Source organism: Mitsuaria sp. PDC51 (assembly GCF_900113225.1).
Taxonomy (GTDB): Bacteria; Pseudomonadota; Gammaproteobacteria; order Burkholderiales; family Burkholderiaceae_C; genus Roseateles.
In genome coordinates, this window is the sequence record NZ_FOZE01000001.1 from 826,048 (window position 1) to 852,535 (window position 26,488).

Here is a 26,488-nt window from a genome sequence, read left to right on the forward strand (position 1 = left end):
TCCAAGTTTCTTGAGGGAGTAACCAGTCCATGAGCAATCTGATCGAGCTGCTGACCATCGCGGGCATCGCCCTGGTCGCGCTACTGACCATCGGCTTCGTCTTCGCGCGCCTGTACAAGCGTTCGACGAAGGAGACCGCCTTCGTCCGCACCGGCCTGGGCGGCCAGAAGGTCATCATGGACGGCGGCGCGATCGTGCTGCCGGTGTTCCATGAGCGGGTGCTGGTCAACATGAACACGCTCAAGCTCGAGGTGCAGCGCCGCGAGCGCGAGAGCCTGATCACCCGCGACCGCATGCGCGTCGACGTGACCGCGGCCTTCTTCGTGCGGGTCAAGCAGACCGAGGAGGCGGTCAGCATCGCCGCGCAGACGCTGGGCGCCCGCACGATGAGCCCGGACGAGCTCAAGGCGCTGGTGGAGGACAAGTTCGTCGACTCGCTGCGCGCGACGGCCGCCACGATGTCCATCCAGGAGCTGCAGGACAAGCGCCGCGACTTCGTCCAGGCGGTGCAGAACGCCGTCGCGGAGGACCTCGAGAAGAACGGCCTCGAACTGGAATCGGTGTCGCTGACCAGCCTCGACCAGACGGACAAGCAGTTCTTCAACCCGAACAACGCCTTCGACGCCGAAGGCCTGACGCGGCTGACCGAGCAGACCGAGGCGCGCCGCAAGCAGCGCAACGACGTGGAGCAGGACACCGAGGTGCAGGTCCGGACCAAGAACCTGGATGCGACGCGGCAGAAGCTCAACATCGAGAAGGACCAGGAGTTCGCGACGCTGTCCCAGCAGCGCGAGATCGAGATCACCCGGGCCGAGCAGGTCGCGCTGATCGCATCGCAGCAGGCTGAGCGCACCCGCCAGGCCGAGGCGGCGAAGATCGAGGCTGAGCGCCAGGTCAGCCAGAAGCGCATCGAGGCGGATCGCGAGATCAAGTCGGCGGAGATCGAGAAGAACCTGGTCGTGCAGACCCGCGAGATCGAACTCGAGCGCAAGACCGAGATGCAACGCGCCGAGCAGCGCAAGCAGGTCGAGATCGCTCGCCAGGACACGCAGATCGCGATCGCGACGAAGTCGCGCGAGCAGTCCGATGCCGACGCGGCCGCCAACATGGCCCGCGCGGACGCGGTCAAGGCCGAGGAACTGGTGAACACGGCGCGGCAGGTGGCCGTCGCCGAGCGCGAGAAGAACATCCAGCTGATCGAGGCCTCCAAGGAAGCCGAACAGCTCGCCATCGCCGTGCGGGTGTCCGCATCGGCGGAAAAGGAGGCGGCGCTGGACCGCGCCGAGGCGCTGACCATCGAGGCCCAGGCCAAGCAGGCCGCGGCGCTGGCGGAAGCCGAAGGCCGCCGGGCGATCAACGAGGCGCTGAACACTCTGTCCGCCGCGCAGATCGACCTGCAGGTCCGCACGATGCTGCTGCAGCAGCTGCCCAACATCCTGGAGCAGGCGGTGCGTCCGATGGAGAAGATCGATTCGATCCGCATCTTCCAGGTCAACGGCATGCCGGGCGCGAGCAACGATGGCGGCGCGGCGAGCGGGCAGGGCGGCGCGGGCGGCCCCGGTGCGGGCGTCGGGGCGACCTTCCCGGAGCAGGTGATGAACTCGGCGCTGCAGTACCAGATCGCCAAGCCCATCGTCGATGCGGTGATGAAGGACGCCGGGCTGTCCAACGAAGGCATCACCGGCGTGGCGCAGTCTTTGGCCGGCATGCTGGGGCAGGGCAACGGCGCACCGGTCCCTCAGGTCCCGCATGCGGCGCAGAAGTCGATCGACGGCCCGCACGCCTGATCAGCTAACGCTGGAGGGAATGAAGCCCGCTGGTGAAAGCCAGCGGGCTTCTTGCCTTCACACAGGAGAGTTCCGCGAGTCAGGCCGCGAGGGCGAGTCGGGCGTCGTGCTCCTCACCTCACGGCTGCATATCGAGTTGATCGTTCGCAAGTCTTGGCCGAGGCAGATAATCCTCGCCGCCATGGACGATCCCTCAGTTCCCCTGTCGTTGCGCTTCGGCCCGTTCGCCTTCGACGAGGCGAATGCGCGGCTCTTGGCCGAGGGACAGGCGATCGCTCTGGCGCCCAAGGCCTTCGGCGTCCTCACGGAGCTGCTGCGCCATGCCGGCACGCTCGTGACCAAGGACGCGCTGCTCGACAGCGTCTGGGGCCATCGCCACGTGAGCGAATCCGTGCTCAAGACCACGATCAGCGAACTGCGCGCCGCGCTCGGCGATGACGCGAAGCATCCGCGCTGGGTCGAGACCGCCTCGCGGCGCGGCTACCGCTTCATCGGCCCGATCGAGGGCACGGCCACCGCGGTCAACGAGCAGCGCGGGCTCATCGGCCGCGAGCCTGAACTCGCCCGCCTGCGCGCCGCCTGGTCGCGCGCCGGGGCCGGACAGCGCCAGCTGTGCTGCGTCGCCGGCGAGGCCGGCATCGGCAAGACCGCGATGATCGACGCCTTCGTCGCGTCGCTCGGTGACGCCGCCACCGCCCACGGCCAGTGCATCGAGCAGGTCGGCGAGGGCGAGCCCTACCTGCCGGTGCTGGACGCGCTCGCCGGTCTGGCGCGCACGGATGCGTCGCTCGTCACGCAGCTGCGCCGCGTCGCGCCGACCTGGCTGCTGCAGCTGCCCTGGCTCATCGACCGCGAGGAACAGGAACGGCTGCAGGCCGGCCTCGCCAGCGCCACGCAAGACCGCATGCTCCGCGAGTTCTCGGAGCTGGTGGAGCAGCTCACCGCCGTTCGGCCGCTGCTGCTCGTCACCGAGGACCTGCACTGGTGCGACGAGGCCACCGTGCGTCTGATCGACCACGTCGCGCGCCGCCGCCCACCGGCGCGCCTGATGTGGATCGTCACCTACCGCACGCCGGAACTCGTCGCCAACGACCATCCGCTCAACGGCCTGCGCCACGAACTGCGCGCCCGCCGGCTGTGCGAGGAACTGCTGCTCGATCCCTTCAGCGAGGCCGAGCTCGCTGCCTACCTCGCGCGGCACCGGCCTGGCCTAGCCGCCGACGAGGCGCATGTCCGCCGCCTGCACCGCCAGACCGACGGCTTGCCGCTGTTCGTCGCCAACGCGGTCGACGAGCTGTCCACGGCCACGACCTCAGGCGACGCCGGCTCGCACGACGACTGGGCGGTGCCCGATTCGCTGGCCGGCGTCATCGAGCGCCAGCGTGCCCGCTTGGCGCCGGACGCCGCCGCGCTGCTGGAAGCCGCCGCCGTCTGCGGCGTTGAGTTCGCCTGCTCGATCGTGGCTCACATGCTGGGCAGCGATGCCGCCACCGTCGCGGCGGACTGCGATGAACTCGCGCGCCGCCAGGCCTGGCTGGCGCCGGCCGCGCTGGAGCCGCTGGCCGATGGCACGCTGGAGGCGAGATTCACCTTCCGTCATGCGCTGTACCGGCAGGTGCTCTATCAACGCATCGCGCCGTCGACGCGCGTGTCGCTGCATCGGCGCGCCGCGGCCGCGCTCGAGCAATGGCGCGCCGATCGCATCGACGCGGTCGCCGCCGCGCTCGCGCTGCACCACGAGCGCGGTCTCGACGCGCTGGCCGCCATGCGGGCCTACGCGGCGGCCGGCGAACGCGCGCTCGGGCGCTTCGCGCCGCACGAGACCCTGTTGCTGGTCACACGCGGCCTGACCCTGCTCGACCGCGCGTCCGAAGGCGAGGCCCGCTGCGAGGCGGAACTCGCGCTCCAGCAACTGCGCGGCGCCGCGCTCGCCCAGTCGACGGGTGTGACGACACCGGAAGGCCGAGCCGCCTATCTCCGCTGCGCGACGCTGTGCGAGCTGCTCCCGCCGACCCGACCGCGCGCCTGGGTGATGACCGGCCTGGTCTGGATGTTCACCGCGTCCGGCGAATACCTGCAGGCCGAGGCCATCGCGCTGCGGCTGTGCGCCGCGGCCGATGCCTTCGACGACGACCTGCTGCGCGCCGCCGGCGCCGTGTCCCTGGCCGTGACGCTGCTGCAGCGTGGCCGGATCAGGGAGGCGATGCCGTTGGTGCTGCGGGCCCGCGCCTTGACCGAAGCGCTCGGCCATCCGCGCCTGCCGGCGACGGTGATGCATGACCCGTCCGCGCTGGCGTGGGGCGTCGGCGCGGTCGTGCATGCGTACACGGGCGCTGTCGAGTTCGCCCGGCAATGGGCCGAGGCGGGCGCCGCGCGTGCCGCCGAGATCGGCGTGCCGGTGATGCGGGGCTTCGCGGCGCGCTGCGCGAGCATCGTCGATGTGCGCTTCGGCCGCGCGCAGCAGGTGCTGGCCCGGACGCAGCGGATGCGCGAACTGGTGCGGGAGCATCAACTGGGCCAGGGCGAGGGCCCGAGCCGCGCCATGCTGGGCTGGGCCCGCGCGCGCACCGGCGATGCCGCCGGGCTGTCCGACGTCGAGGCCGGCTGCGCCGCCCATGCGGCGACGGGGGCCTGGTTCGAGGCGTCCGGATTGCGGTGGATGGCGGTGGACGCCGCGCTCGCCAGCAACGACCTGACCGCGGCGCGGCGTCATCTGGACGACGGCTTCGCGATGGCTCAACGACTGGGCGAGACCCTGCATCTCCCCGACCTGTGGGCGGCCCGCGCCACCCTGGCCGAGCGCGAAGGTGACCTCACCGCCGCGCGGGAGGCGGCCGGGACCTCCGCGCGCCTGGCGGCGGAGCAGGGCGCGTTGACGGCGGAGCTCATCGCGCGCCTGGCGCTGTGCGAGCTGCCAGGCGCCTCGCCGGCCGAACGGGACGACCTGCGCGCGCTGCGCGCCCGCTGGCACGACGCGACGCCCTGGCCGGTGCTGGCGCGCGTGGACGCGCTGCTCGCCGCCAGCGCCTGACGCGCGGCGCCGGCCACGCTTCGGCCAGGCATCGGCGAGGCACCGGTCAGGCACCGGTCAGGCAACGGGCACGTATTGGCCAGACATCGGCCAGACATCGACCGGGCGCCGCCCGGACCCGTCGTCCTGACCGCCCGGCGCCCGATCCCGACCATTCCCGGACCGTTCCCCGACCGTTCCCGAACGACTTCCCGGACCCTCGTCCCTACGCTTCAGTCCATGGCCGATGCGCTCCCGCGCCGGCCGCAACGACTGGAGAAAAGACGATGTCCACCCGCCCACGCCGCTTCGCCCGCCTCGCGCTGGTTCCGGCCGTCGCGGCCGCCCTGGCCGCCTGCGCGGCCCTGCCCGAGACCCCGCCGCTGGCGACGCCCCGTCCCGTCGACGGCTACGCCGCGACGCAGTCGCTGGCAGCCGCCCGCGCTGACTGGCCCACCGACGCCTGGTGGCGCGCCTATGGCGACGCGCAACTCGATCAGCTCGTCGATGAGGCGCTGGCCGGATCTCCGTCGATCGCGACCGCCCAGGCCCGACTGGCGCGTGCCGAATCGGTGGTGCAGACCTCCCGCGCCGCCAACCGGCCGCAGCTCAAGGCCAACGCGTCGATCAGCGAGCAGAAGCAGAGCTACGAGTACCTGACGCCCCGCGCCGCGACGCCCGACGGCTGGAAGGACTACGGCCGCGCGACGCTGGACTTCTCCTGGGACCTGGACTTCTGGGGCCGCAACCGCGCCGCGCTGGCGGCGGCGCTGTCCGACGCCGAGGCCGCCCGCGCCGATGCCGCGCAGGCGCGGCTGATGCTGGCCGCCTCGATCGCGTCGGCCTATGCCGAGTTCGCCCGCCTGTGGGCGCTGCAGGACACCGCCGAGGCGGCACTGGCCGTGCGTGACAAGACGGTCGAGCTGCTGCGCATGCGCCGCCAGAACGGCCTGGAGACGCTGGGCGGCGTGCGCCAGGTCGAGGCCCGCCGCGCCATGGCCGACGCCGACCTGCAATCGGCCCGCGAGCAGCTCCAGCTGCAGCGGCATCGCCTGGCGGCGCTCACCGGCGCGGGCCCCGACCGTGGGCTGGCGCTCAGCCGCCCGCAGCTGGACGTCGCCCGCGACTTCGGCCTGCCGGAGCAGCTTCCCGCCCAGTTGCTGGGCCGCCGCCCGGACATCGTCGCCGCGCGGCTGCGCGTCGAGGCCGCGCTCGGCCGCGTTGATTCGGCCAAGGCGGCGTTCTATCCGGACGTCAACCTGACGGCCTTCGCCGGCATGCAGTCGCTGGGCCTGTCGAAGCTGACCGACGGCGGCGCCTTCACCGGCAGCATCGGTCCGGCGATCTCGCTGCCGATCTTCGACGGCGGCCGGCTGCGCGGCCAGCTGCGCGGCGTCCGGGCCGACGCCGACGCGGCCGTCGCCAGCTACGACCAGGCGGTCGTACAGGCGCTGCAGGAAGTGGCCGACATCGCCGCCAGCGAGCGCGCCCTCGGCGGCGAACTGGCGAGCACCGATGCCGGCGTCGAGGCCGCGCGCGAGGCCTGGCAGATCCAGCAGCGGCGCTATGCCGGCGGCCTGTCGACCTACCTCGAGGTGCTCACCGCCGAGGACGCCTGGCTGACCAACTTGCGCACGCAGACCGACCTGCGCTCGCGCGCCTTCACGCTCGATGTGGCGCTCAAACGCGCCTTAGGAGGCGGCTTCCGCAGCTGACGCGGAAGTTGTGTCGGGAAAACGACCGAGCAAACCATCAATGAAACCTTAGAGAGAAAGCGAGTCCCGCCATGTCCGAAGCCATCTCGCCGCGCGCTGCGGCCACGCCGTCCGCCAAGCCGCCCCTGCATACCGCCGATCCCGCCCACGACGCGCCGGCGGCGCCGGCCCGCCCCGAGGCGCGCAAGAAGCTGTTCACGCTGCTCGCGCTGACCGTCGTTGCCGCAGCGGTGGGCGTCTTCGCTTACGAGCACTTCTTCGCGTCGCGCTACGTCAGCACCGAGAACGCCTATACGGCCGCCGAAATGGCGCAGGTGACGCCCTTCGTCGGCGGCATCGTCCGCGAGGTCCGCGTCTCCGACACGCAGGCCGTGCGCCGCGGCGACGTGCTGGTCGTGCTGGACGACACCGACGCCCGGCTCGCGCTGGAGCAGGCCGAGGCCGAGCTCGGCCGCGCCCAGCGGCGCGTGCGCGGCTATGTCGCCAACGACACCAGCCTGGCGGCGCAGGTGATCGCGCGCGATTCCGACCGCCTCCGCGCCGAAGCCCAGCTCGCGTCGGCCGCGTCCGACCTCGAGCGCGCCAAGGTCGACTTGGAGCGCCGGGAAGCGCTGTCGGATTCGGGCTCGGTCTCAGCGGACGAGGTGACCCGCGCCCGCAACGCCTTCCAGACCGCCACCGCCGCGCTGGCCGCGGCCAAGGCGGCTGCGGCCCAGACCACCGCCAACCGCGCGGCTGCGCTCGGCCAGCGCGAGGCCAACGCCACGCTGATCGCCGACACCACCGAGGCCGCCAACCCCGAGGTCGCCCTGGCCCGCGCCAAGCGCGACCAGGCGCGCGTGAACCTGGAACGCGTGGTCGTGCGCGCCCCGGTGGATGGCGTCGTCGCCCGGCGCGCGGTGCAGCTGGGCCAGCAGGTCGCCGCCGGCACGCCCTTGCTGGCCATCGTCCCGATGGGCCAGGTCCACGTCGACGCCAACTTCAAGGAAGGCCAGCTCGACAAGGTCCGCATCGGCCAGCCGGTGGAGGTCGAATCCGATCTCTATGGCCGCTCGGTCGTGTACCACGGCACCGTGCAGGGCCTGTCCGGCGGCACCGGCTCGGCCTTCGCCGCGATCCCGGCGCAGAACGCGACCGGCAACTGGATCAAGGTCGTGCAGCGCGTGCCGGTGCGCATCGCGCTGGACCCGAAGGAGCTCGCCCAGCGCCCGCTGCAGGTGGGACTGTCGATGACGGCCACGGTCGACACGCGCGCCGAAGCACGCGCCGAAACCAGCGCCAACACGAGCGCCCAATGAGCGCCCGACCAGGAACCGCGCCATGAACGCCGCCATCCCCGACGACCAGCGCCCGCTCGAGGGCGGTCAGCTGTGGCTCGCCGCCATCGTGCTGGCCGCCGCGAACTTCATCGCGGTGCTGGACATGACGATCGCCAACGTCTCCGTGCCCGACATCGCCGGCAGCCTGGGCATCAGCTCGAGCCAGGGCACCTGGGTCATCACCTCCTACGCGGTGGCCGAGGCCTGCATCGTGCCGCTGACCGGCTGGATCGCCGGCCGCTTCGGCGCGGTGCGGGTCTTCGCCACGGCGATGGTGCTGTTCGGGCTGTGCTCGGCGCTGTGCGGCCTGTCGCCGACGCTGGGCCTGCTGGTCACCGGCCGGGTGCTGCAGGGCCTGTCGGGCGGCTCGCTGATGCCGCTGTCGCAGACGCTGCTGCTGCGCATCTTCCCGAAGGAGAAGGCCGGCGGCGCGATGGCGCTGTGGGCCATGACGACGCTGGTGGCGCCCATCCTCGGGCCGATCCTGGGCGGCTGGCTCTGCGACGCGTTCTCGTGGCCGCTGATCTTCTTCATCAACGTGCCGATCGCGCTGATCGTCGCGCCGCTGGCCTGGCGCATGCTGCGCCGCTATGAGACGCCGCTGGAGCGCCAGCCGATCGATCGCGTCGGGCTGGTGCTGCTGATCGTCTTCGTCGGCGCGCTGCAGCTGATGCTGGACCTGGGCAAGGAGAAGGACTGGTTCGAGTCGACCGAGATCATCGCGCTGGCCGTGGTGGCGGCGATCGGCTTCGTCGCCTTCCTGATCTGGGAGCTCACCGAGCCCTATCCGATCGTGGACCTGCGGGTGTTCCGGCATCGCGGCTTCGCCGTCGGCGTGCTGACGATCGCGCTGGGCTTCGGCGCGATGTTCGGCGCCAACGTGCTGACGCCGCTCTGGCTGCAGAGCTACATGGGCTACACCTCGACCTGGGCCGGCCTGGCGACGGCCTGGTCCGGCGTGCTGGCGGTGGCCGCCGCGCCGATCGCGGGCAAGCTCGCCGGCAAGGTCGATCCGCGGCCGCTGGTGTTCTTCGGCCTGGCCTGGCTGGGCGCGGTGATGGTGCTGCGCACCCTCGGCACCACGCAGATGGGCTACTGGCAGATCGCGCTGCCGCTGCTGCTGATGGGCGTGGGCATGCCCTTCTTCTTCGTGCCGCTGACGGCCCTGTCGCTGGGCAGCGTGGAGCCGCGCGAGACCGCCTCCGCCGCCGGCCTGCAGAACTTCGTGCGCACGCTTTCGGGGGCGGTCGCGACCTCGCTGGTCACGACGAGCTGGGAGAACCGCACCACCGCGATCCATGCCGACCTGGTCGGCGACCTGGATCGCTCGGGCGAGGTGATGCGCACGCTGACCGGGCTGGGCCTGCCGCCGGACGCGCGCAGCGGGATGCTCGACAACCTGCTGACCGGCCAGAGCGTGATGCTGGCGACCAACCAGATCCTGTGGATCGTGGCGGCGCTGTTCCTGGTCTCGGCCTTCGCGATCTGGCTCGCACCGCGGCCCACGCGCACGGTGGAGATGAGCGAGGCCGGTCACTGACCCCCGACGCCGGAGGCTGCGATGACGCTGGATCGAGACCCGCGGCATCCCGCCCGCCGGCAGTACGTGCTCAAGCTCGACCGCCGGGCGGAACCCAGCCGTGCCGCGCTGAGCGGACGGGTCGAGAACCTGGCCACCGGGCAGGCCTTCGAGTTCAGCGACGTCGAGTCGCTGCTCGAGGGCCTGGCGCGGGACCTGGCCGCATCCGTGGACCGCAACGATGCCTGATCGGTCACGGTCCGGTCCCGCGAGGCGGGGGCAACCCTGAAGGCGCGGGCAGGCGGCTTCGCTAGCATCGCGCGCATGAACATGAGGGAGGGGAGCGCGCCCACGCTTCCAGAACAAGACTGGTCGGCGATCGATCGATCGCTGGATCTCGGGCACTACCTGACGGTCTCCGACCGGATCGACGGCTGGATTGCCGACGGTTCGCCGGACGCTGTCGTCCGCGCCATCCGCGCGCTGAGCTACCTGGGCGACGACCGCCGCGCCGAGGCGCTGGCGCTGCGCCTGGGGCGCCGCCACCCCGGTCACCCGCAGGCGCGGCTGTACCTACTGCGCACGGTGCTGGCGCGGCAGGGACCGTTCGGGATGTGGCGGGCCTGGCGCCGCTTCCCGTCCCCGCCCGGCCAGGACGATGCGGCCCGCGCCGACGAGCACGCGCTGCGCGGCACCTGGCTGGGCCAGCTGCGCGACTTCAGCCGCGCCTGCGCCGAGCATGAGCGGGCGATCGCGCTCGATCCGTCCGACCCGTGGCTGCGCATCGAGTACAGCTTCACCCTGATGGGCCAGGACCGCTACGAGGACATGCTGGCGCGGGCCCGCGAGGCGCTGGCGCTGTGCCCCGGCTACCGCTCCGGACTCCAGGCCGAAGCCCGCGCGCTCACGCTGCTGAACCGTCAGGACGAGGCCGTCGACGTGCTGCGCGCCGCGATGGCGAGCACCGAATGCGCGGCCATCGCGCTGCAGCTGGCGGATCTGCTCAACGAGCGCGAGGCCTGGTCCGAGGTGCTGGCGCTGCTGGCGGAGGCGCAGCGGATGATGCCGCGCGCGAACGCGGCTGAACTCGGCTACCTGGAGGCCCGGCGCGCCGACGCGCTGATGCGCCTGGGGCGCCATGCCGAAGCGCGCGAGGCGGCGCTGCGCGTGCCCGGGACCGGCTTCTACAGCGCGCTCGCCGAACGCCTGGTCGATCCGTCGCCGGGCCAGGCGCGGGTGCTGCTCCGGCTGCCTTTCGTGCGCCAGCATTGGTCCACCTGCGCGCCGGCCACGCTGAGCTCGCTCTGCCAGTACTGGGGCTGGCCGGCCGAGCACCTCGAAATCGCCCAGGCCATCTGCTACGACGGCACCAGCGACGCCAACGAGCGTCTCTGGGCCGAGCAGCGCGGTTTCCTGGTCCGGGATTTCCGCCTGGACTGGGACAGCGCCTGCGCGCTGATCGACGCCGGCGTGCCCTTCGCGCTGGTCACGAAAGGGGCCGCGAGCGGCCACCTGCAGGCGGTGGCGGGCTATGACCGGCTGCGGCGCACGCTGCTGATCCGCGATCCCTTCCACCCCTCCCATGCGGAGATGGAAGCGGCGCCGCTGTTCGCCGCGCAGGCGGCCCACGGGCCGCGCGCGATGCTCATGGTGCCGCCGGACCAGGCCCACCGCCTCGACGGCATCGTGCTGCCCGAGGCCGAGGACCACGACGAGCTGTTCCGCGTCCAGACCGCGCTGGAGCGGCACGACCGCCCGGCCGCGCTGGTGGCGCGCGACGTGCTGGCCGCGCGCTCGCCGGGCAGCCGCCTGGCCTGGCGCGCCGCGCGGCTGGTCGCGCTCTACGACGGCAACGAGCCGGCGATCCTGGAGGCGACCGAGGCCCTGCTCGCGATGTTCCCGGACGATCCTCACCTGCGGCTGAGCCAGGTCGCGTCGCTGTCGGCGATCGCCGGCCAGGCCGCCAGTTCGCGCGCGCTGGAGGCGCAGGCGGCGGCGCCCGGCGCCGACCCGCTGGTGCTGGTGCGCTGGGCCGACCGCCTCGCGCTCGACAGCCGCCGCGCCTGGCAGGCCCGGCAGTGCCTGCGCCGGGCGATCCGGCGTGGGCCGGTGCTGGGGCAGGTCTGGTGGCAGTGGGCGGACTTCGAATGGGCGCACGGCTCGCGCGAGGACGCGCTGGCGCTCTACCGCTGGACCGCCTGCCTGCTGGCCACCGATGAGCAGGCCGCGCGGGCCTACATGACCGCCTGCCGCGTGCTCGGCAAGGAGGCCGAAGGCCTGGCTTTCCTGCGCGAGCGCGAGCGCGAATGGGGCGGGCGCTCGAGCGCGCCCCTGATCACGCTGTACCAGCAGCTGGACCTGATCGAACGCGCGGAGGAGGCGGAGGCGCTGTTGCAGGCCGGCCTCGCCCGGCGGCCGGACGACGCCGCGCTCAAGCTCTTCGCCGCCGAGCAGCGTCTGCGCCGGCAGCAGCTGGACGCGGCGCAGGCGCTGGTGGAGGCGGCCGTGCAACCGGCGCATCCGGCCGAGGTCCTGCGCCTGCGCGCGCTGCTGGACGAGGCGCGGGGCGAGCTCGACGCGGCGCTGCGCTGGGCCGACGAGGCCTGCGCGCTGCAGCCTTTCGGCCTGGCGCTGCACCGCTTGCGCCTGCGCCTGTTGTCGCGCCGGGACGGTCAGGGCGCGGCGCTGGCCGCGCTGCGCGAGGTGGCCGGGCGCCACCCGGCGCATTACGGACTCCAGCGGCTGCTGTTCGACTGGGTGCCCGACCGCCCCGAGGACGTCAACGCGGTCCTGGAGCGCCTGCGCGAGCATCACCCGGACGACGCCTGGACCCGGCGCGAACTGGCGGTGCAGGCCAGCCGGCAGGGGCGGCACGACGAGGCCGTCGCCACGGCCGAGGCGGCCTGCGCGCTCACGCCCGAGCGCGCCGACGCGCAGGGCGTGCTGGCCTATGTGCTGCATCGGCGTGATGGGTATGACGCGGCGCTGCCGGCGCTGTGGCGGGCCATGGCGCTGGATGCGGATTACGACTTCTCGATGCGCCTGCTGGTCAATGCCGCGCCGGATCCGACGAAGGCCCGCGACGCCGTCGATCGGGCCGCGGCGGAGCTGGACCGGCAGGTCGTGCTCGGCGACGGCTGGTTGTGCTTCCAGCAGGTGGCCGGCCGGGGCTGGCGGCCGACGGCGGTCGCGCGCCGGCTGATGCGGGCCCTGCGTCGCCAGCCCGACACCTGGCACCTGTGGGTCGCGCTGGCGCGGCAATGGATCGAGTCGGGCCGCGCGCCGCGGGCGCGGCGCCTGCTGGTCGAGGCGGCGCGGCGCTTCACCGCGCTGCCGCGCGTGCAGCACGAACTGGCGGAGGCCTTGCGCCAGATCGGCGATCGCGCGGGCGCGCGGGCCGCCTGCGAGGCGGTGCTGGCGGAGTCCCCCGGCTGGAACACGGCGGTGCGCCTGCAGGTCGACCTGCTGACCGAGTCGCAGCCCGACTACGACGCCGCCGAGCGCGTCGTGACGCGCGCGCTGCACCACGCCCATGACGACGACGACCTGATCGCGCTGCTCGCCTGGCTGCATGAGCGCCGTCAGCGGCCGGACGACGCCCTGCGCGAGGCGCGCCGCTCGCTGCTGCTGAATCCGCGCCCGACCTGGGTCTGGGCGATGGTGCGACGGGTCTGCGAGGCGGGCGAGCGCCTGCACGACTTCGACGCGATGGTCGACGAGGTCGAACGCAGCCGCCCCGGCGACGCCAGCGCCTGGCTGGTGCGCGCGAGCCAGGGGCGGGACGACCTCGAGGCGCTGGCCGCGGCCGAGCGCGCCGTGGCGCTGGCGCCGATGCTGGAAGCGGCCTGGATCGCGCGCTTCGAGCGCCTGGCGCAGCTGTCGCGCCACGATGAGATCGAGACCCTGCTCAAGGCGCTGCCCTGGCCCGGCGCGGCACCGGTCGCGCTGCGGGCCTGGGAGGCGCGCTGCGCCTGGCGACGCGGCGACCGGGCCGGTGCCGTCGCCCGGCTGCGCGCGCTGATCGCGGAGGTGCCGGACGACGAGGCCCTCTGGCGCGACCTGGCCGACTGGGAAGACGCGCGCGACGAGAACGCGGCCTACCTGGAAGCGGCGCAGCGGCTGCGGGCGCTCCTGCCGCATCGCGGCATGCCGCACGCCTACGTCGGCCATGCGCTGTTCAAGCTGGGTCGCCATGCCGAGGCGGTCACCGAACTGCGCCGCGCCCTGGAGCTCGAAGGCCGTTACCTGTTCGCTGCCCGCGTGCTCTGCGAGGCGGCGGAGCGGGTCGGCGACACCGACAGCGTGGAGTGGGCGGTGCGCTCGCAGTGGGCCGCCGAGCCGACCACCGACCTCGCGCGCCGGGCGGTGATCGCCGCCAGCCGTGCCGGACGGCGCGACCTGGCCTTCGAGTGGCTGGAGCGCCTGGTCGACCTGCCGGGCTACGACCTGGCGCAATCGCGCCTGGCCTGCGAGGCGATCGACGGCGCGGGCTGGGGACAGGGGCTGGCGGCCTGGCAGCTGGCCCGCATCGAGCGCGGGGAGGGCGCGCCCGGCCTGGCCTATCACTGGCTGAGCGCACAGGCGCGGCGCCGCGGTGAGCTGATCACCGCCTTCACGGCCGCGCGGCTGCTGCGACGCGCGCAAGGCCAGTTGCTGCTGCGGGCGCTGCTGCGCTGGCTGGTCGACACCGAGCGCGACCTCTGGCTGCGCTGGCTGGTGCGTCGGCATGGCGACCGGCTGCGCGCGGACATGGCGAGCTGGGGCGAGACGAGTTATGCGCTGGTCTCGCGCGGCCTGTTCCGCGACACCGTGGACTGGATGCGCGACTGGCGCGACCGCGCGCAGCCGCCGCTCTATGCGCTGACCAACCTGTGCATCGCGCTGGCGCGGCGTGGGCACTGGGACGAGCTGGGCGAGGTGGTCGCGCATGCCCTGCCGCGGGATCCGTATCAAGAGGACATGCGCCTGTGGGAGCTGGCGCTGCTGGCCGCGCACTCGCGCGCCGAGCAGCTGGAGCATCGCCTCGCGCGGCGGCATGAATGGTCGCCGTCCGGATGGATGACGCCGGCGCTGGCGATGATCGAGGCCTATGCCACGCTGATGCGGACGGGCGGCCGCGAGGGCTCGGTGGCGGCGCTGCGGCGGGCGGTGATCGGGGACGGCCCCGGCGCCTCGATCTGGCGGCGCCTGCGCCATCCCGCGCGCTGGGTCCACACCGCGCCGGCACAGCGCTGGCGCTGGTTTGTCCCGCAATGAAAAGAGCCCGCCGGCATCGCCAGGCGGGCTCTCTTTCGGTCCAGGCGCCCCGACGGGGCCCTCGGGGTCCAGCGCCCCGTTGGGGGCACTGGGCCGCCGGACTCAGTCGAACACCGGCGTCTCGACGCCCAGCACCTTGTGCAGCTTGGGGCTGGTGGTCGTGTACTGCAGGTGGACGCGCTTCTCGGGGTTGATGATCGGCATCGCGCCGAAGGCCGCCAGCGCGGCCTCGTGGAAGCCCGACAGGATCAGCTTCTTCTTGCCCGGGTAGGTGTTGATGTCACCCACCGCGAAGATGCCGGGCACGCTGGTCTGGAACTTCTCGGTGTCGACCTGGATCTGCTTCTTCTCCAGCGCCAGACCCCATTCGGCGATCGGGCCCAGCTTGGGCGACAGGCCGAAGAACACCAGCACCTGGTCCGCCGGGACCACGCGCGTGACGCCGTCGCCGCCGGTGATCTTCAGGCCCTTGAGCGCGTCCTCGCCTTCGTCCAGGTCGGCCACCTGGCCCACCATGAACTGCATCTCGTAGGCGTCGCAGAGTTCCTTCATCTTGGCCACCGAGGCCGGCGCGGCGCGGAAGCCGTCGCGGCGGTGGACCAGGATCACGCTCTCGGCCTTGTGCGGGTTGCCGTCGGCATTGCCGGCGCAGAAGTTCAGCGCCCAGTCCAGCGCCGAATCGCCGCCGCCGATGATCACCAGGTTCTTGCCGGCGAACTGCGCCGGGTTGCGCACCCGGTAATGGACCTGCGAGCCCTCGTACTTGTCGATGCCCTCGACCTTCAGCGTGCGCGGCTGGAAGGAGCCCACGCCGCCCGCGATGAAGATGGTCTTGGTCAGGAACTGCGTGCCCTTGCTCGTGGCGACGAAGAAGCGGCCGTCCTCCTGCTTCTCGACGGTCGTGACCTCCTGGCCCAGATGGAAGGTCGCGCCGAAGGGCTCGATCTGCTTCATCAGGTTGTCGGTCAGTTCCTTGCCGGTCACCACCGGCAGCGCCGGGATGTCGTAGATCGGCTTGTCGGGATACAGCTCGATGCACTGGCCGCCGGGATAAGCCAGCGAATCGATGATGTGGGCCTTGATCTCGAGCAGGCCCAGCTCGAACACCTGGAACAGGCCCACCGGGCCGGCGCCGACGATGACGGCATCCGTTTCGATCACGCCCGCGTGCGGGGCGGAGGTCGCTTCAGTCACTTGCGTTTCCATTCTTGTGAGAAGCAGCGGCCGGCAGGCTCCGGCGCCGCGAGATGAGGGGATCGGTCAGCGGACCAGCTGATCGACCTTGCCCGTCTTGTCCTTCCACTCGTCGGCATCGGGCAGCGGCGTCTTGCGCTTGGTGATGCTGGGCCACTTCTTCGCGAGATCCGCGTTCAGCTTGATCATGATCTGCTGGTCGCCGGGGACGTCCTCCTCCGGCATGATCGCGTTCACCGGGCACTCGGGGATGCAGACCGCGCAGTCGATGCATTCATCGGGGTCGATGGCCAGGAAGTTCGGGCCCTCGCGGAAGCAGTCGACGGGACAGACATCGACGCAATCGGTGTATTTGCAGCGAATGCAGGCTTCGGTGACGACGTGGGTCATAGCGGCTCTTCTAGTGGCGGGGCCGGCGGGGGGCCCTCGAAATTCAGCGTCCCTGGCGGTCTCCAGGCGATTCCCGGACGGTGGGCTCGGTCGGCGCTGACGGAAAACGGCGGATTTTAAACGTTCGGGGTTTGCGCCAGCGCTTCCGGCCCGCGCGGCTCAAGGTCTTGGGACGGGGAAAGCGTCGCGTATTCGCCCAATCCGGGGTCGGAGGCCCGCTCGGGCGCGGTCGCCGGCGAGGCACCGGTGGCTGACGCCCGGTCCGGGACTGCCGCGCCCGCCGTGCCCAGTGGCGCGGCGCCCGCGCCGACGACGACCACCGTCGGCCGCCCCCGATGCAGCATCGACGCGGCGCCCAGCGTGGCGACCTCATGCTCGCTGGCCAGCGCGTCCGCGCAGCCGGCGCGGGACACGACGCTTACCGGCGCGTCCGGCGCCCAGCCCGCGGCGAGCAGCCGGCGGGCGAGGGCGGCTAGCTGCTGCCCGGCCATGTAGAACACCTCGGTGTCGGCGGACTTGGCGGCCTGGAGCTCGCCCTCGCGGGTCATCGCGGTGGTCAGCGCGACGCTGCGGCCGGCGCCGCGGCGCGTCAGCGGGCGGCCGGTCTGCGCGGCCGCGGCGATCGCGGCGGTCACGCCGGGCACGATCTCGTAGCCGATGCCGGCCTCGGCCAGCGCCTGCAATTCCTCTTCCAGCCGGCCGAACACGCTGGCATCGCCGCCCTTGAGCCGCACGACCAGCGCATGGGTCTTCGCTTCCCGCACCAGCGCCGCGTTGATCGCGGTCTGCTTGGTCGAGTGGCAGAAACCGCGCTTGCCCACGTCCAGCCACCGCGCCTGGGGCGCGAGCTCGCGCAGCGCCGGGTCGGTGAGGGCGTCGAACAGCACCACCTCCGCCTGCGCCAGTGCCCGCGCGCCGCGCAGCGTGATCAGGTCGGCGGCGCCGGGCCCGGCGCTGACGAAGAGGACGCGTCCCATGGCGGTCTCCTGGACGGTGTTCAGCGGACCAGCAGCGCGCCGCTGGTGCGGTTGCTGGTGGGATCCACGACGATCAGCGCGCCGCCGACGCGGTTGTCCGCGTAGGGCTGCAGCGGCAGCTCGGCCTGCAACTCGACGGTGACATGGCCGATCTCGTTGACGGAGAGTTCATGCGCCTCGGTCTCGGCCAGGGTCTGGATATCCAGGCGGTGGTCGATGGCGGTGATGCGGGCCTGGACCCAGCGGTTGCCGTGGCGGACCCAGTATTTGCGGCCGATGACGGCCGGCTCGGTGTCCAGCCAGGCCAGCGTCGCGTCGAAGGCGCGGCGCGGCGTCGCGGCGCCCGGCGCCACGATCCAGTCGCCGCGCGACACGTCGACCTGTCGGTCCAGCAGCAGCCCGGCGGACTCGCCGGCCACCGAAGCGGCCACCGGCTCGCCGGCGCGGCGCAGCTCGCCCACCACGGCGGTCTGGCCGCTCGGCAGGATCTGCACCTCGTCGCCGACCTGCACCTGGCCCTGCGCGATCCGGCCCCACAGCACGCGGGGGTTGTTGCCGGTGCCGTCGCCGTCCTTGGCCACGTACTGCACCGGCAGCGCCAGCGGGGCTTCGACGGTTTCCTGCACGGTGGGCAGCGACTCCAGCACCTGCAGCAGCGAGGGGCCGTCGTACCAGTACGCCTCGAGCGGCTGGGTGACGTTGTCGCCGCGCAGCGCGGAGACCGGCACCACCGCGGTGACCTGGATGCCGGCGGCGGACGCGAACTTCTCCAGCGCGGCCGAGACCTTGCGGAACGCGTCGCCGGGATTCGCGGCGGCATCGATCTTGTTGATCGCGAAGACGATGCTGGGCACGCGCAGCAGATGGGCCAGCAGACTGTGGCGGCGCGTCTGCGGCAGCAGCGGGACGTCGTCCACCGACAGGTCCAGCTTGGTCACGTCGACCAGCACCACGGCGGCATCGCTGCCGGCGGCGGCGGTGACCATGTTGCGGGTGTACTGCTCATGGCCGGGGGCGTCGGCGATGATGAACTTGCGCTGCTTGGTCGCGAAGTAGCGGTAGGCGACGTCGATCGTGATGCCTTGCTCGCGCTCGGCCTCCAGGCCGTCGGTGAGCAGGCTCAGGTCGATGGGCTGGCCGGCGGCGCGCTTGGCCAGCGTGTCGAGCTGGTCGGCCAGGATCGCGCGGCTGTCGAAGAGCAGGCGCCCGATCAGCGTGCTCTTGCCGTCGTCGACGCTGCCCGCGGTCAGGAAGCGCAGCGCGCGGTGCGTGGTGTCGACGTCGGATTGATGGATCTTGTGAACGGCGGTCATCGGAACTCCTGCCGGGCCGCCTCGGAGCGGCCCGCGCCCCCGTGGGGGCAGTGAACGTGGCGGACGCGGGGCGTGGCCCCGGGCGCGTCAGAAATAACCTTCCTTCTTGCGGCGCTCCATCGAGGCGTCGGAGGTGCGGTCGTCCATGCGGGTGGCGCCGCGCTCGGAGACGGTCACGGTCAGCGTCTCGGCGACGATGTCGGCGGCGCTGGCGGCGGGGCTCTCCACCGGGCAGGTGCAGGTCATGTCGCCGACGGTGCGGAAGCGCACCTGCGCGGTCTCGACGGTCTCGCCGGCCTCGGGCGGCGTGACCTCGGTCAGCGGCACCAGCAGGCCCTTGCGGCGGATCACCTGCCGGTCATGCGCGAAGTACAGCGACGGCAGCGGGATGTTCTCGCGCGCGATGTAGAGCCACACGTCCAGCTCGGTCCAGTTGCTGATCGGGAAGGCGCGGAAGTGCTCGCCCGGGCGGATGCGGGTGTTGAAGAGATTCCATAGCTCGGGCCGCTGCTCCTTGGGCTGCCATTGGCCGAAGCTGTCGCGGTGGCTGAAGATGCGCTCCTTGGCGCGGGCCTTCTCCTCGTCGCGGCGGGCGCCGCCGATGAGCACGTCGAAGCGGTGCTCCTCGATGGTCTCCAGCAGCGTCACCGTCTGGTGGCCGTTGCGCGATTCCAGCGGATGCGCCAGGCGGATCGTGCCCTTCCTGATCGAGTCCTCGAGGTGGCCGACGACCAGGCGCTCGTCCATTTCCTTGACGCGGCGGTCGCGGAACTCGATGACCTCGGGGAAGTTGTGGCCGGTGTCCACGTGCACCAGCGGGAAGGGCAGCTTGCCCTTGAACTCGCTGCCCGACACGCGCTGCTTGAAGGCTTTTTCGGCCAGGCGCAGCACGACGCAGGAATCCTTGCCGCCGGAGAACAGCAGGGCAGGGCGCTCGAAGGCCGCGGCGACCTCGCGCAGGATGAAGATCGCCTCCTCTTCGAGGTGATCCAGATGGCGATGGTCCGCCAGCGGCAGCAGTTGTTCGAGGTTCACGGGGGCGTTCATGCCGAGGCTCCGGAGGTCTCAGGGGAATCGGTGGATTCGGGGGTGTGGGTGGCGTGCAGGCCGCATTCCTTGGACGAGTCCTCCCACCACCAGCGGCCGGCGCGGAAGTCCTCGCCGACGGCGATCGCGCGCGTGCAGGGCGCGCAGCCGATGCTGGGCATGAACTGGTCGTGCAGCGGGTTGTAGGGGACGTCGTGGGCCTGGACGTAGTGCCAGACGTCGGCCCAGCTCCACTCGGCGAGCGGATTGATCTTGATGCGGCCCTGGCCGTCCTCCTCGCGCAGCGGGACCTCGGCGCGGTTGGCGCTCTGCTCGCGGCGCAGGCCGGTGATCCAGGCGCTGCGGCCGGCGAGCATGCGCGCCAGCGGCTCGAGCTTGCGCACGCCGCAGCAGGCCTTGCGCAGCTCGACGCTGCGGTACATCGGCTCTTCGCCGTTGGCGCGGACGAAGTGGACGACCTGCTCGTTCACCGGCGCGAAGACCTCGACGGCCAGACCGTAGCGCGCCTGGATGCGCGGGATCAGCGCCAGCGTCTCGGCGTGCAGCTTGCCGGTGTCGAGCGTGGCCAGCGCGATGGGCAGGCCGTGGCGCGCGATCAGGTCGGTGATGACCATGTCCTCGACGCCCAGCGAGGTCGACTGCAGCGCGCCCGGACCGAAGTCGGCGGCGGCCTGCTGCAGCGCCTCGACGGTGCGCGCGAGGCGCTCGTCGAAGCCGGCGGTCTTGCGGGCGTACAGGCCGATCGCGGAGCCGACCCCGATGCCGGGCAGCGCGGACACGCCCGATGCGGCCGCGTCATCGCCGCCGATCGGCGTGAAGTCCAGCGAGGACAGCTCGCCGCTCATGCTCAGGCCTCCGCCTTCTGGCTCGTGGCGCCGGCTCGCGCGAACAGCGGACGGGTCTCGTTGACGTCGGCCTGGTAATGGCCGGGGAAGAAGGTCAGCGCGCGTTCGGCCGCTTCCAGGTTCTGGTCGCCGCGCAGCTGCACGGCGTCGACGCCGCAGCGCTGCAGCAGCGGCAGCATGTCGACCAGCACCTCGCCGATCGCGCGGACCTCGCCGGCGAAGCGCAGCCGCGAGCGCAGCACGTGGGCCTGGCTGTAGGCGCGGCCGTCGACCCACTTGGGGAACTGCAGCACCACCAGCGCCAGGCGCGGCAGGTCGGCCTTGAGCTCGGTCACGTCGACGTCGTTGGGCAGGATCACGCCGGTGGCCAGGCCTTCCGGCCAGGTGTCGCGCACGGCATGCCACTGCTCCAGCGTCAGCAGCTTGTGGTCGGCGGCGGCGGGATGCGGCTGGGGGCCGTCCTCGCCCGCGCAGGTGTGCCAGGGGTCTTGGGCCTTGGAAACGAACTTCATGGTGCGGCGGCTCAGTCGGTGGTCTGCTTGGCGGTGGTGCGGCGGATGCCGTTGGTCGCCTGCTTGAAGGCGTCCAGGCCGATGCGGCGCACCGTCTGGAGGAAGCGCTCGCCGGCTTCGCGCTCGCGGCGGTAGGTCGCGATCACGGCCTCGACGGCGTCGGCCGCCTCGTCGGCCGCGAAGGACGGGCCGATCACCTTGCCCGGCACCGCGGCGCCCGACAGCGTCGAGCCGTCCGAGCCGCCCAGCGTGATCTGGTACCACTCGCTGCCGTCCTTGTCGACGCCGAGCACGCCGATATGGCCGCTGTGGTGGTGGCCGCAGCTGTTGATGCAGCCGCTGATGTGCAGGTCGATGTCGCCGATGTCCCAGAGCTCGTCCAGGTCCTGGAAGCGCTCGGTGATCTCGGCCGCGACCGGGATCGAGCGGGCGTTGGCCAGCGCGCAGAAGTCGCCGCCGGGGCACACGATCATGTCGGTCAGCAGGCCGATGTTGGGCGTGGCGAAGCCCTGTGCCTTGGCGGCTTCGTAGAGTGCGGGCAGGTCGCTTTCGCGCACCCAGGGCAGCAGCAGGTTCTGGTCGTGGGAGACGCGCAGCTCGCCATGGCTGAAGCGGTCGGAGAGGTCGGCGGCGGCGTCCATCTGCGCGTCGGTGATGTCGCCGGGCGGCAAGCCCAGGCGCTTGAGCGACAGCGTCACCGAGCGGTAGCCGCTGACGCGGTGGGCGTGGACGTTGCGCTCCAGCCAGCGGCGGTAGGCCGGGGCGGCGCCTTCGAAGATGTCGATGCCCGCGGCCGGGGTCACGCCTTGCGGCTCGACGAAGCTCGCGGCGACGCGGGCCAGTTCAGCCTCGGGAATGATCTGCTCGTGGCTGCCGGCATCGTCGTTCAGGATGGCCTGGTACTCGGCGTTGACGGCGTCGAAGTAGGCCTGGCCTTCGGCCTTCACCAGGATCTTGATGCGCGCCTTGTACATGTTGTCGCGGCGGCCGAAGCGGTTGTAGGTGCGCACGATCGCCTCGAGGTACAGCAGGATGTGCTGCCACGGGACGAAGGGATTGATCTCCTGGCCGACGATGGGCGTGCGGCCCATGCCGCCGCCGACGAAGACCTGGAAGCCGACCTCGCCCGCTTCATTGCGGCGCAGCTGCAGGCCGATGTCGTGCCAGCCGATGGCGGCGCGGTCTTCCTTCGCGCCGGAGATCGCGATCTTGAACTTGCGCGGCAGGAAGGCGAATTCAGGATGCAGCGTCGACCACTGGCGCAGCACTTCGGCGTAGGGGCGGGGGTCGATGAGTTCGTCGGCCGCGACGCCGGCGGTGACGTCGCTGGTGATGTTGCGGATGCAGTTGCCGCTGGTCTGGATGCCGTGCATGTCGACGTCGGCCAGCAGGTCCATCACGTCGGCCGACTGCGGCAGCGGGATCCAGTTGAACTGCAGGTTCTGGCGCGTGGTGAAGTGGCCGTAGCCGCGGTCGTGCTCGCGGGCGATGCGGCCGAGCTGGCGCAGTTGCTTGGACGACAGCACGCCGTAGGGGATGGCGATGCGCAGCATCGGCGCGTGGCGCTGGATGTACCAGCCGTTCTGCAGGCGCAGCGCGCGGAAGTCGTCGTCGGGGAGCTGACCGGCCAGGTGGCGCTCGAGCTGGTCGCGGAATTGGGCCGCGCGGGCGTGGACGAACTGGCGGTCGAAATCGGTGTAGGCGTACATGGCGTCAGCTGGGCCCCGGCCGGGTTTCAAGAAGGGCCCGCCGCGTCATCTGACACCGCGGCTGGCGCCCTGGGCTGGCCGGGAGTCTGGACTCTATGAACGCTTTATATATATGAGAACTACAAATTCGTAGATTGCTTATGGCGAGATAAGCATATGAATGGAGCTGCAAAGGCGCTGGCGGCCGCCGGCCGCGTGCTCAGGCGGTCGCCAGGCGGCGCAGCGCGGCAAGTTGGTCCTTGATCCGCGGCGGCAGCGGCTCGGCTCCCGCGAGGATCGCGCGAATCAGCGCGGCGTTGTCCGCCGGCTCGCAGGCGGTGGACAGCGGCCAGTCCAGATCCTCATTGCTTTGCGGATTGATATCGATCGCTTGCCCGTCCGCGAAGCCTTGCAGATGCGCCTTGCGCCGCAGATGCAGATAAGCCTCGCCTTCACTGGCGCGCATCAGCAGCGCGCGCCCGCCACCGGTGCTCAGGATGGGCAGCGCCGTTCCCATGCTGTCGACGTACTCGGGATGCGTCACCGCCACCACGCGCACGCTGCGCCCGGGCAACGGATCCAGCAGCTTGGCCACGCTGTGGCTGCTGTTGCGCAGCCCCAGCCGCGGACGCAGCGCCATCATCGCGTCGAGTCCCGGATGGATCGCCGCCGTCGGCAGGATGGCGAGCCGCTCCGCTGCAAGCCGCTGCCCGGCTTCCCCGACGTCCCCCGCCACCGGCAGCCCCAGGGCCTCGAACAGCTCGAACGGACTGATGCGGCTGTCGAAGTCATGCCGGCCGTGGATCAGCACCGGGATGCCGTCCCGCGCCAGCAGCATCGCCACCAGCGGCATCAGGTTGGCCTGCTTGCGCGCGCCGTTGAAGGTGGGCAGGACCACCGTTCGCGGTCCCTCGGGGGCGGGGACGCGCGCCGCGCCGGCCTGCATGGCCTCGACGAAACCCAGCAGCTCGTCCAGGCTCTCGCCCTTGATGCGCATCGCGATGAGGATGGCGCCGCGCTCCAGATCCGGCACGGTGCCGTCGAGCAGCTGTCCGAACAGTTCGCGCGCCTGCTCGCGCGTCAGGTCGCGGGCGCCGCGCGCGCCGCGGCCGATTTCCTTGATGAGCGGGGCGTAGGGAGCGGAGTCCACGGCAGGTCGGTGCGAAGCGCGGGGGCGGAACAAGCGCCGCATCTTAGCCAGCCCGGCGTCCGGGAACGCAGGAGGTGGAACGGCCCGCGCGGGCCGTTCCGCACCCGGGCGGCCGCGTCATCGGCCGCCCGGGCTCACGATCAGAACACCGAGCGCAGCACCACGCTGAACGCGCGGATGTTGGCTTTCTCCTTCGCCAGCTTGGCGCGGGTGAAGTCCGCGCCCAGGCCCACCGAGTAGGTGTCGTTCAGCGCGAAGGCGGCACCGAGGCCGAGGTAGGGCTGGACCGAGCGCTCGCGGGCGCTCTGGGTGGTGATCTTGTTGTCCCAGGTGCTGGCCTTGATCTGGTTCCAGGCCACGCCGCCGCGAGCGTTCAGGCTCAGCCGGTCAGTCAACGGATAGCGATAGACGCCGCCGATGCCCCAGCCGCTGAGCTTGGCGCGGGCGCCGTTGACCTCCTCGCCGGCCTTGACGCGGGCGTAGTCCAGCCAGCTCGCTTCAACGCCCAGGCCGCCACCGAACAGGTAGCCCAGGCTCAGGCGCGAGTCGACGTCGGTGGCATCGCATTTGGGCAGGTCGCGGCACTGGCCGTTGACCTTGCCGGTGCCCAGCGAGGCTTCGAGATACACCTGCGCCTGCGCCGCGCCTGCGCCCACGGCCAGCGCGAGCACCAGAAGGGAAGGGAACGGAGAGAACTTCATGCGGGATTGCTTTCGTTGAATTGAAAAAGAAGCGCCAGCGCGAAGCTGGCGAATCGGATTCTTGAAAGGGCAACCCGAGGCGTAAATCGCATCCATCAGGCAGCGTGGCGTCGTGACTGACTCATGCAAGGGGGAAGGATCTGCGGGTGGGTGGAAGGCGGCGTTGACGGTGTCTTCGGAGCGCAGACCGCGCATGCCAGCCGATGCACACGCACACGCAGACGCAGACGCGAGAGCGGACGAAAAAAAGCCGGTCCAAGGACCGGCTCGCTTGCGCGTGGAGCGCCGACGGGCAAAGGCGCTCAGGCGGCCAGCGGCGCGATCACCGGGGCCGGCGTGGCGGCGCCCGTGGCGATGCCGAGGCCTTGGGGCTGCGCCGGCAGGCCCAGTTCACCGAACAGGTCCTTCGGGTCGGCCATGTCCGGCACCAGCGCCAGGTCGCGGCCCAGTCCCAGGGCCAGCGCCCGGTCGCGCAGCCAGCGCAGCGTGGCGAAGTCCTCGAGCGCGAAACCGACCGAGTCGAAGACCGTGACCTCCTCCGCCGAGCGCCGGCCCGCGGCCTCGCCGCGCAGCACGCGCCAGAACTCGGTGACCGGGAAGTCGGCGGGCATCTGCTGCAGGTCGCCTTCGATGCGCGATTGCGGCTCGTACTCGACGAAGACGCTGGCGCGCTCCAGCACGCCGCGATGCAGTTCGGTCTTGCCGGGGCAGTCGCCGCCGACGCCGTTGATGTGCATGCCGGGCTCGACCATCTCCGGCGTCAGGATGGTGGCATTGCGCTTGTCGGCGGTGACCGTGGTGACGATGTCGGCGCCGCGCACCGCTTCGGCGGTGTCGCGGCAGCGGACCACCGTCAGGCCCTCGATGCGCGACAGGTGGCGGACCAGCTTGTCCGTCGCCGCCGGGTCGACGTCGAAGAGGCGGATCTGGGTGATGCCCAGCAGGTGGTGGAAGGCCAGGGCCTGGAACTCCGCCTGGGCGCCGTTGCCGATCAGCGCCATCACGCGCGAGTCGCGGCGGGCCAGGTGTTGCGCGGCCAGCGCCGAGGTGGCGGCGGTGCGCAGCGCGGTGCTGAGCGTCAGCTCGGACAGCACCTGCGGGGTGCCGGTCGCGACATCGGCGAGCACGCCGAAAGCCATCACCGTGGGCAGGCCCACGAGGTGGTTTTTGGGGTGACCGTTGACGTACTTGAAGGTGTAGAGCGCGGCGTCGGAGATCGGCATCAGCTCGATCACGCCTTCGTCGGAATGGTTGGCGACGCGGGCGCTCTTGTCGAATTCGGCCCAGCGGACGTAGTCGTCGGCGATGTAGCGGGCCAGGGTCTGGAAGCTGTGCGCCAGGCCGTCGTGGCGGACCACGCGGGCGACGTCGGGGGTGAGGAGCAATCGGGTCGTCATCGGCCGTCTCATGGCAGTGAGGATGCCTCCATTCTTCGGATCCGCGTGTCAGCAGGAAGCCAAACAACTGATCAATAATCGAAGCCGATTGGGCATTTCGGCAGCGGCGGCTGTCGAAATGACGTGAAATCCGGGTTAACCCTGGGCGCTGTGCGCGCATCCGCGCCGGACATGCGCCACGATGGTGCGGCCCGGTCGCGACTTCCGGGAGCCTCCATGGACACGCTGGACCATCAACTCATCGCGCTGCTGCGCCAGGACGCGCGCGCCAGCATCGCGACGTTGGCGCACAAGCTGAAGGTGTCGCGGGGGACGGTGACCAACCGGCTGACGCGCCTGGAGGACAGCGGCCAGATCGTCGGCTACACCGTCCGGCTGCGCGCCGACGTGGCCCAGCCGCACATCACCGCCTGGATGAGCATCGCCGTCGAGGGCAACCGCACCCGCGAGGTCGTCGGCATCCTGCTGGGCGAGCCCGGCGTGGCCGGGCTGTTCGACACCAACGGCCGCTGGGACCTGCTGGCCGAATTGCGCGCCGACAACCTCAGCGAGCTGGCGGAGATCCTGGAGCGGGTGCGCCTGATCAAGGGCATCGGCGCGACCGAGACCAGCATCCACCTGCAGACCTACAAGCTGTCCTGACGCCGCGTCCGGCCGCGCCAGGCCCC

At 71.6% G+C, this 26,488-nt stretch carries 19 protein-coding genes; 8 read left to right on the top strand and 11 right to left on the bottom strand.

Translation table 11 applies throughout. The features are described from left to right. Positions 1 to 29 precede the first annotated feature (29 nt). The 7 genes from BM393_RS03680 (at position 30) to BM393_RS03710 (ending at position 14,606) form a co-directional block, all read left to right on the top strand. Positions 30 to 1,787, top strand: a complete 1,758-nt coding sequence (locus tag BM393_RS03680; protein ID WP_091722118.1) for a flotillin family protein — start codon at positions 30 to 32, stop codon at positions 1,785 to 1,787. A gap of 181 nt (positions 1,788 to 1,968) precedes the next feature. After that, positions 1,969 to 4,818, top strand: a complete 2,850-nt coding sequence (locus BM393_RS03685; protein WP_175538176.1) for an AAA family ATPase — start codon at positions 1,969 to 1,971, stop codon at positions 4,816 to 4,818. Positions 4,819 to 5,084: 266 nt separating this feature from the next. Next, on the top strand, positions 5,085 to 6,512 hold the full coding sequence (locus tag BM393_RS03690; RefSeq protein ID WP_091722125.1) for an efflux transporter outer membrane subunit: 1,428 nt from the start codon (positions 5,085 to 5,087) through the stop codon (positions 6,510 to 6,512). Between the two features lie 71 nt (positions 6,513 to 6,583). Continuing rightward, positions 6,584 to 7,810, top strand: coding sequence for an HlyD family efflux transporter periplasmic adaptor subunit (locus BM393_RS03695; RefSeq protein WP_091722128.1), 1,227 nt, complete (start codon positions 6,584 to 6,586; stop codon positions 7,808 to 7,810). A gap of 22 nt (positions 7,811 to 7,832) precedes the next feature. Next, entirely contained in the window at positions 7,833 to 9,371 is a 1,539-nt protein-coding gene (locus BM393_RS03700) for a DHA2 family efflux MFS transporter permease subunit (RefSeq protein WP_091722131.1), read from the top strand. 21 nt (positions 9,372 to 9,392) lie between these two features. Next, on the top strand, positions 9,393 to 9,599 hold the full coding sequence (locus BM393_RS03705) for a hypothetical protein (RefSeq protein ID WP_091722134.1): 207 nt from the start codon (positions 9,393 to 9,395) through the stop codon (positions 9,597 to 9,599). Positions 9,600 to 9,674: 75 nt separating this feature from the next. Beyond that, positions 9,675 to 14,606 carry a C39 family peptidase gene (locus tag BM393_RS03710; protein WP_091722137.1) on the top strand — a complete coding sequence of 1,644 codons (4,932 nt, stop codon included), beginning with the start codon at positions 9,675 to 9,677 and terminating at the stop codon, positions 14,604 to 14,606. 102 nt (positions 14,607 to 14,708) lie between these two features. Here BM393_RS03710 and BM393_RS03715 read toward each other — a convergent pair whose 3' ends face one another. From BM393_RS03715 to BM393_RS03765, 11 genes are all read right to left on the bottom strand, one after another. Beyond that, positions 14,709 to 15,800: an NAD(P)/FAD-dependent oxidoreductase gene (locus BM393_RS03715; protein WP_404932389.1), complete on the bottom strand. Its 1,092-nt coding sequence runs from the start codon at positions 15,798 to 15,800 to the stop codon at positions 14,709 to 14,711. A 66-nt stretch (positions 15,801 to 15,866) separates the two neighbouring features. After that, the gene (fdxA, locus tag BM393_RS03720; RefSeq protein WP_091722144.1) at positions 15,867 to 16,190 is read right to left on the bottom strand and encodes a ferredoxin FdxA; all 324 of its coding nucleotides are present in this window, start codon (positions 16,188 to 16,190) and stop codon (positions 15,867 to 15,869) included. Positions 16,191 to 16,306: 116 nt separating this feature from the next. Then, a complete protein-coding gene (gene cobA, locus BM393_RS03725) occupies positions 16,307 to 17,167 on the bottom strand; it encodes a uroporphyrinogen-III C-methyltransferase (protein WP_091722148.1) in 861 nt (286 codons plus the stop codon). A 20-nt stretch (positions 17,168 to 17,187) separates the two neighbouring features. Beyond that, positions 17,188 to 18,480 carry a sulfate adenylyltransferase subunit 1 gene (locus tag BM393_RS03730; protein WP_091722152.1) on the bottom strand — a complete coding sequence of 431 codons (1,293 nt, stop codon included), beginning with the start codon at positions 18,478 to 18,480 and terminating at the stop codon, positions 17,188 to 17,190. Between the two features lie 87 nt (positions 18,481 to 18,567). Beyond that, the gene (gene cysD / locus BM393_RS03735; RefSeq protein WP_091722156.1) at positions 18,568 to 19,527 is read right to left on the bottom strand and encodes a sulfate adenylyltransferase subunit CysD; all 960 of its coding nucleotides are present in this window, start codon (positions 19,525 to 19,527) and stop codon (positions 18,568 to 18,570) included. Continuing rightward, positions 19,524 to 20,372, bottom strand: coding sequence for a phosphoadenylyl-sulfate reductase (locus BM393_RS03740; protein WP_091722161.1), 849 nt, complete (start codon positions 20,370 to 20,372; stop codon positions 19,524 to 19,526). The genes cysD and BM393_RS03740 overlap by 4 nt, the downstream gene beginning before the upstream one ends. Before the next feature lie 2 nt (positions 20,373 to 20,374). Next, the gene (locus tag BM393_RS03745; protein ID WP_091722165.1) at positions 20,375 to 20,884 is read right to left on the bottom strand and encodes a DUF934 domain-containing protein; all 510 of its coding nucleotides are present in this window, start codon (positions 20,882 to 20,884) and stop codon (positions 20,375 to 20,377) included. 11 nt (positions 20,885 to 20,895) lie between these two features. Continuing rightward, a complete protein-coding gene (locus BM393_RS03750) occupies positions 20,896 to 22,593 on the bottom strand; it encodes a nitrite/sulfite reductase (RefSeq protein ID WP_091722169.1) in 1,698 nt (565 codons plus the stop codon). A gap of 199 nt (positions 22,594 to 22,792) precedes the next feature. Beyond that, the gene (gene ybiB, locus BM393_RS03755; protein WP_217648379.1) at positions 22,793 to 23,722 is read right to left on the bottom strand and encodes a DNA-binding protein YbiB; all 930 of its coding nucleotides are present in this window, start codon (positions 23,720 to 23,722) and stop codon (positions 22,793 to 22,795) included. 140 nt (positions 23,723 to 23,862) lie between these two features. Then, positions 23,863 to 24,423 carry an outer membrane protein gene (locus tag BM393_RS03760; RefSeq protein ID WP_175538177.1) on the bottom strand — a complete coding sequence of 187 codons (561 nt, stop codon included), beginning with the start codon at positions 24,421 to 24,423 and terminating at the stop codon, positions 23,863 to 23,865. 302 nt (positions 24,424 to 24,725) lie between these two features. Further along, entirely contained in the window at positions 24,726 to 25,820 is a 1,095-nt protein-coding gene (locus BM393_RS03765) for an ornithine cyclodeaminase (protein WP_091722182.1), read from the bottom strand. A 216-nt stretch (positions 25,821 to 26,036) separates the two neighbouring features. Here BM393_RS03765 and BM393_RS03770 point away from each other — a divergent pair, with 216 nt between their 5' ends. Beyond that, positions 26,037 to 26,462, top strand: a complete 426-nt coding sequence (locus tag BM393_RS03770) for an Lrp/AsnC family transcriptional regulator (protein WP_091722186.1) — start codon at positions 26,037 to 26,039, stop codon at positions 26,460 to 26,462. Positions 26,463 to 26,488: the final 26 nt, after the last annotated feature.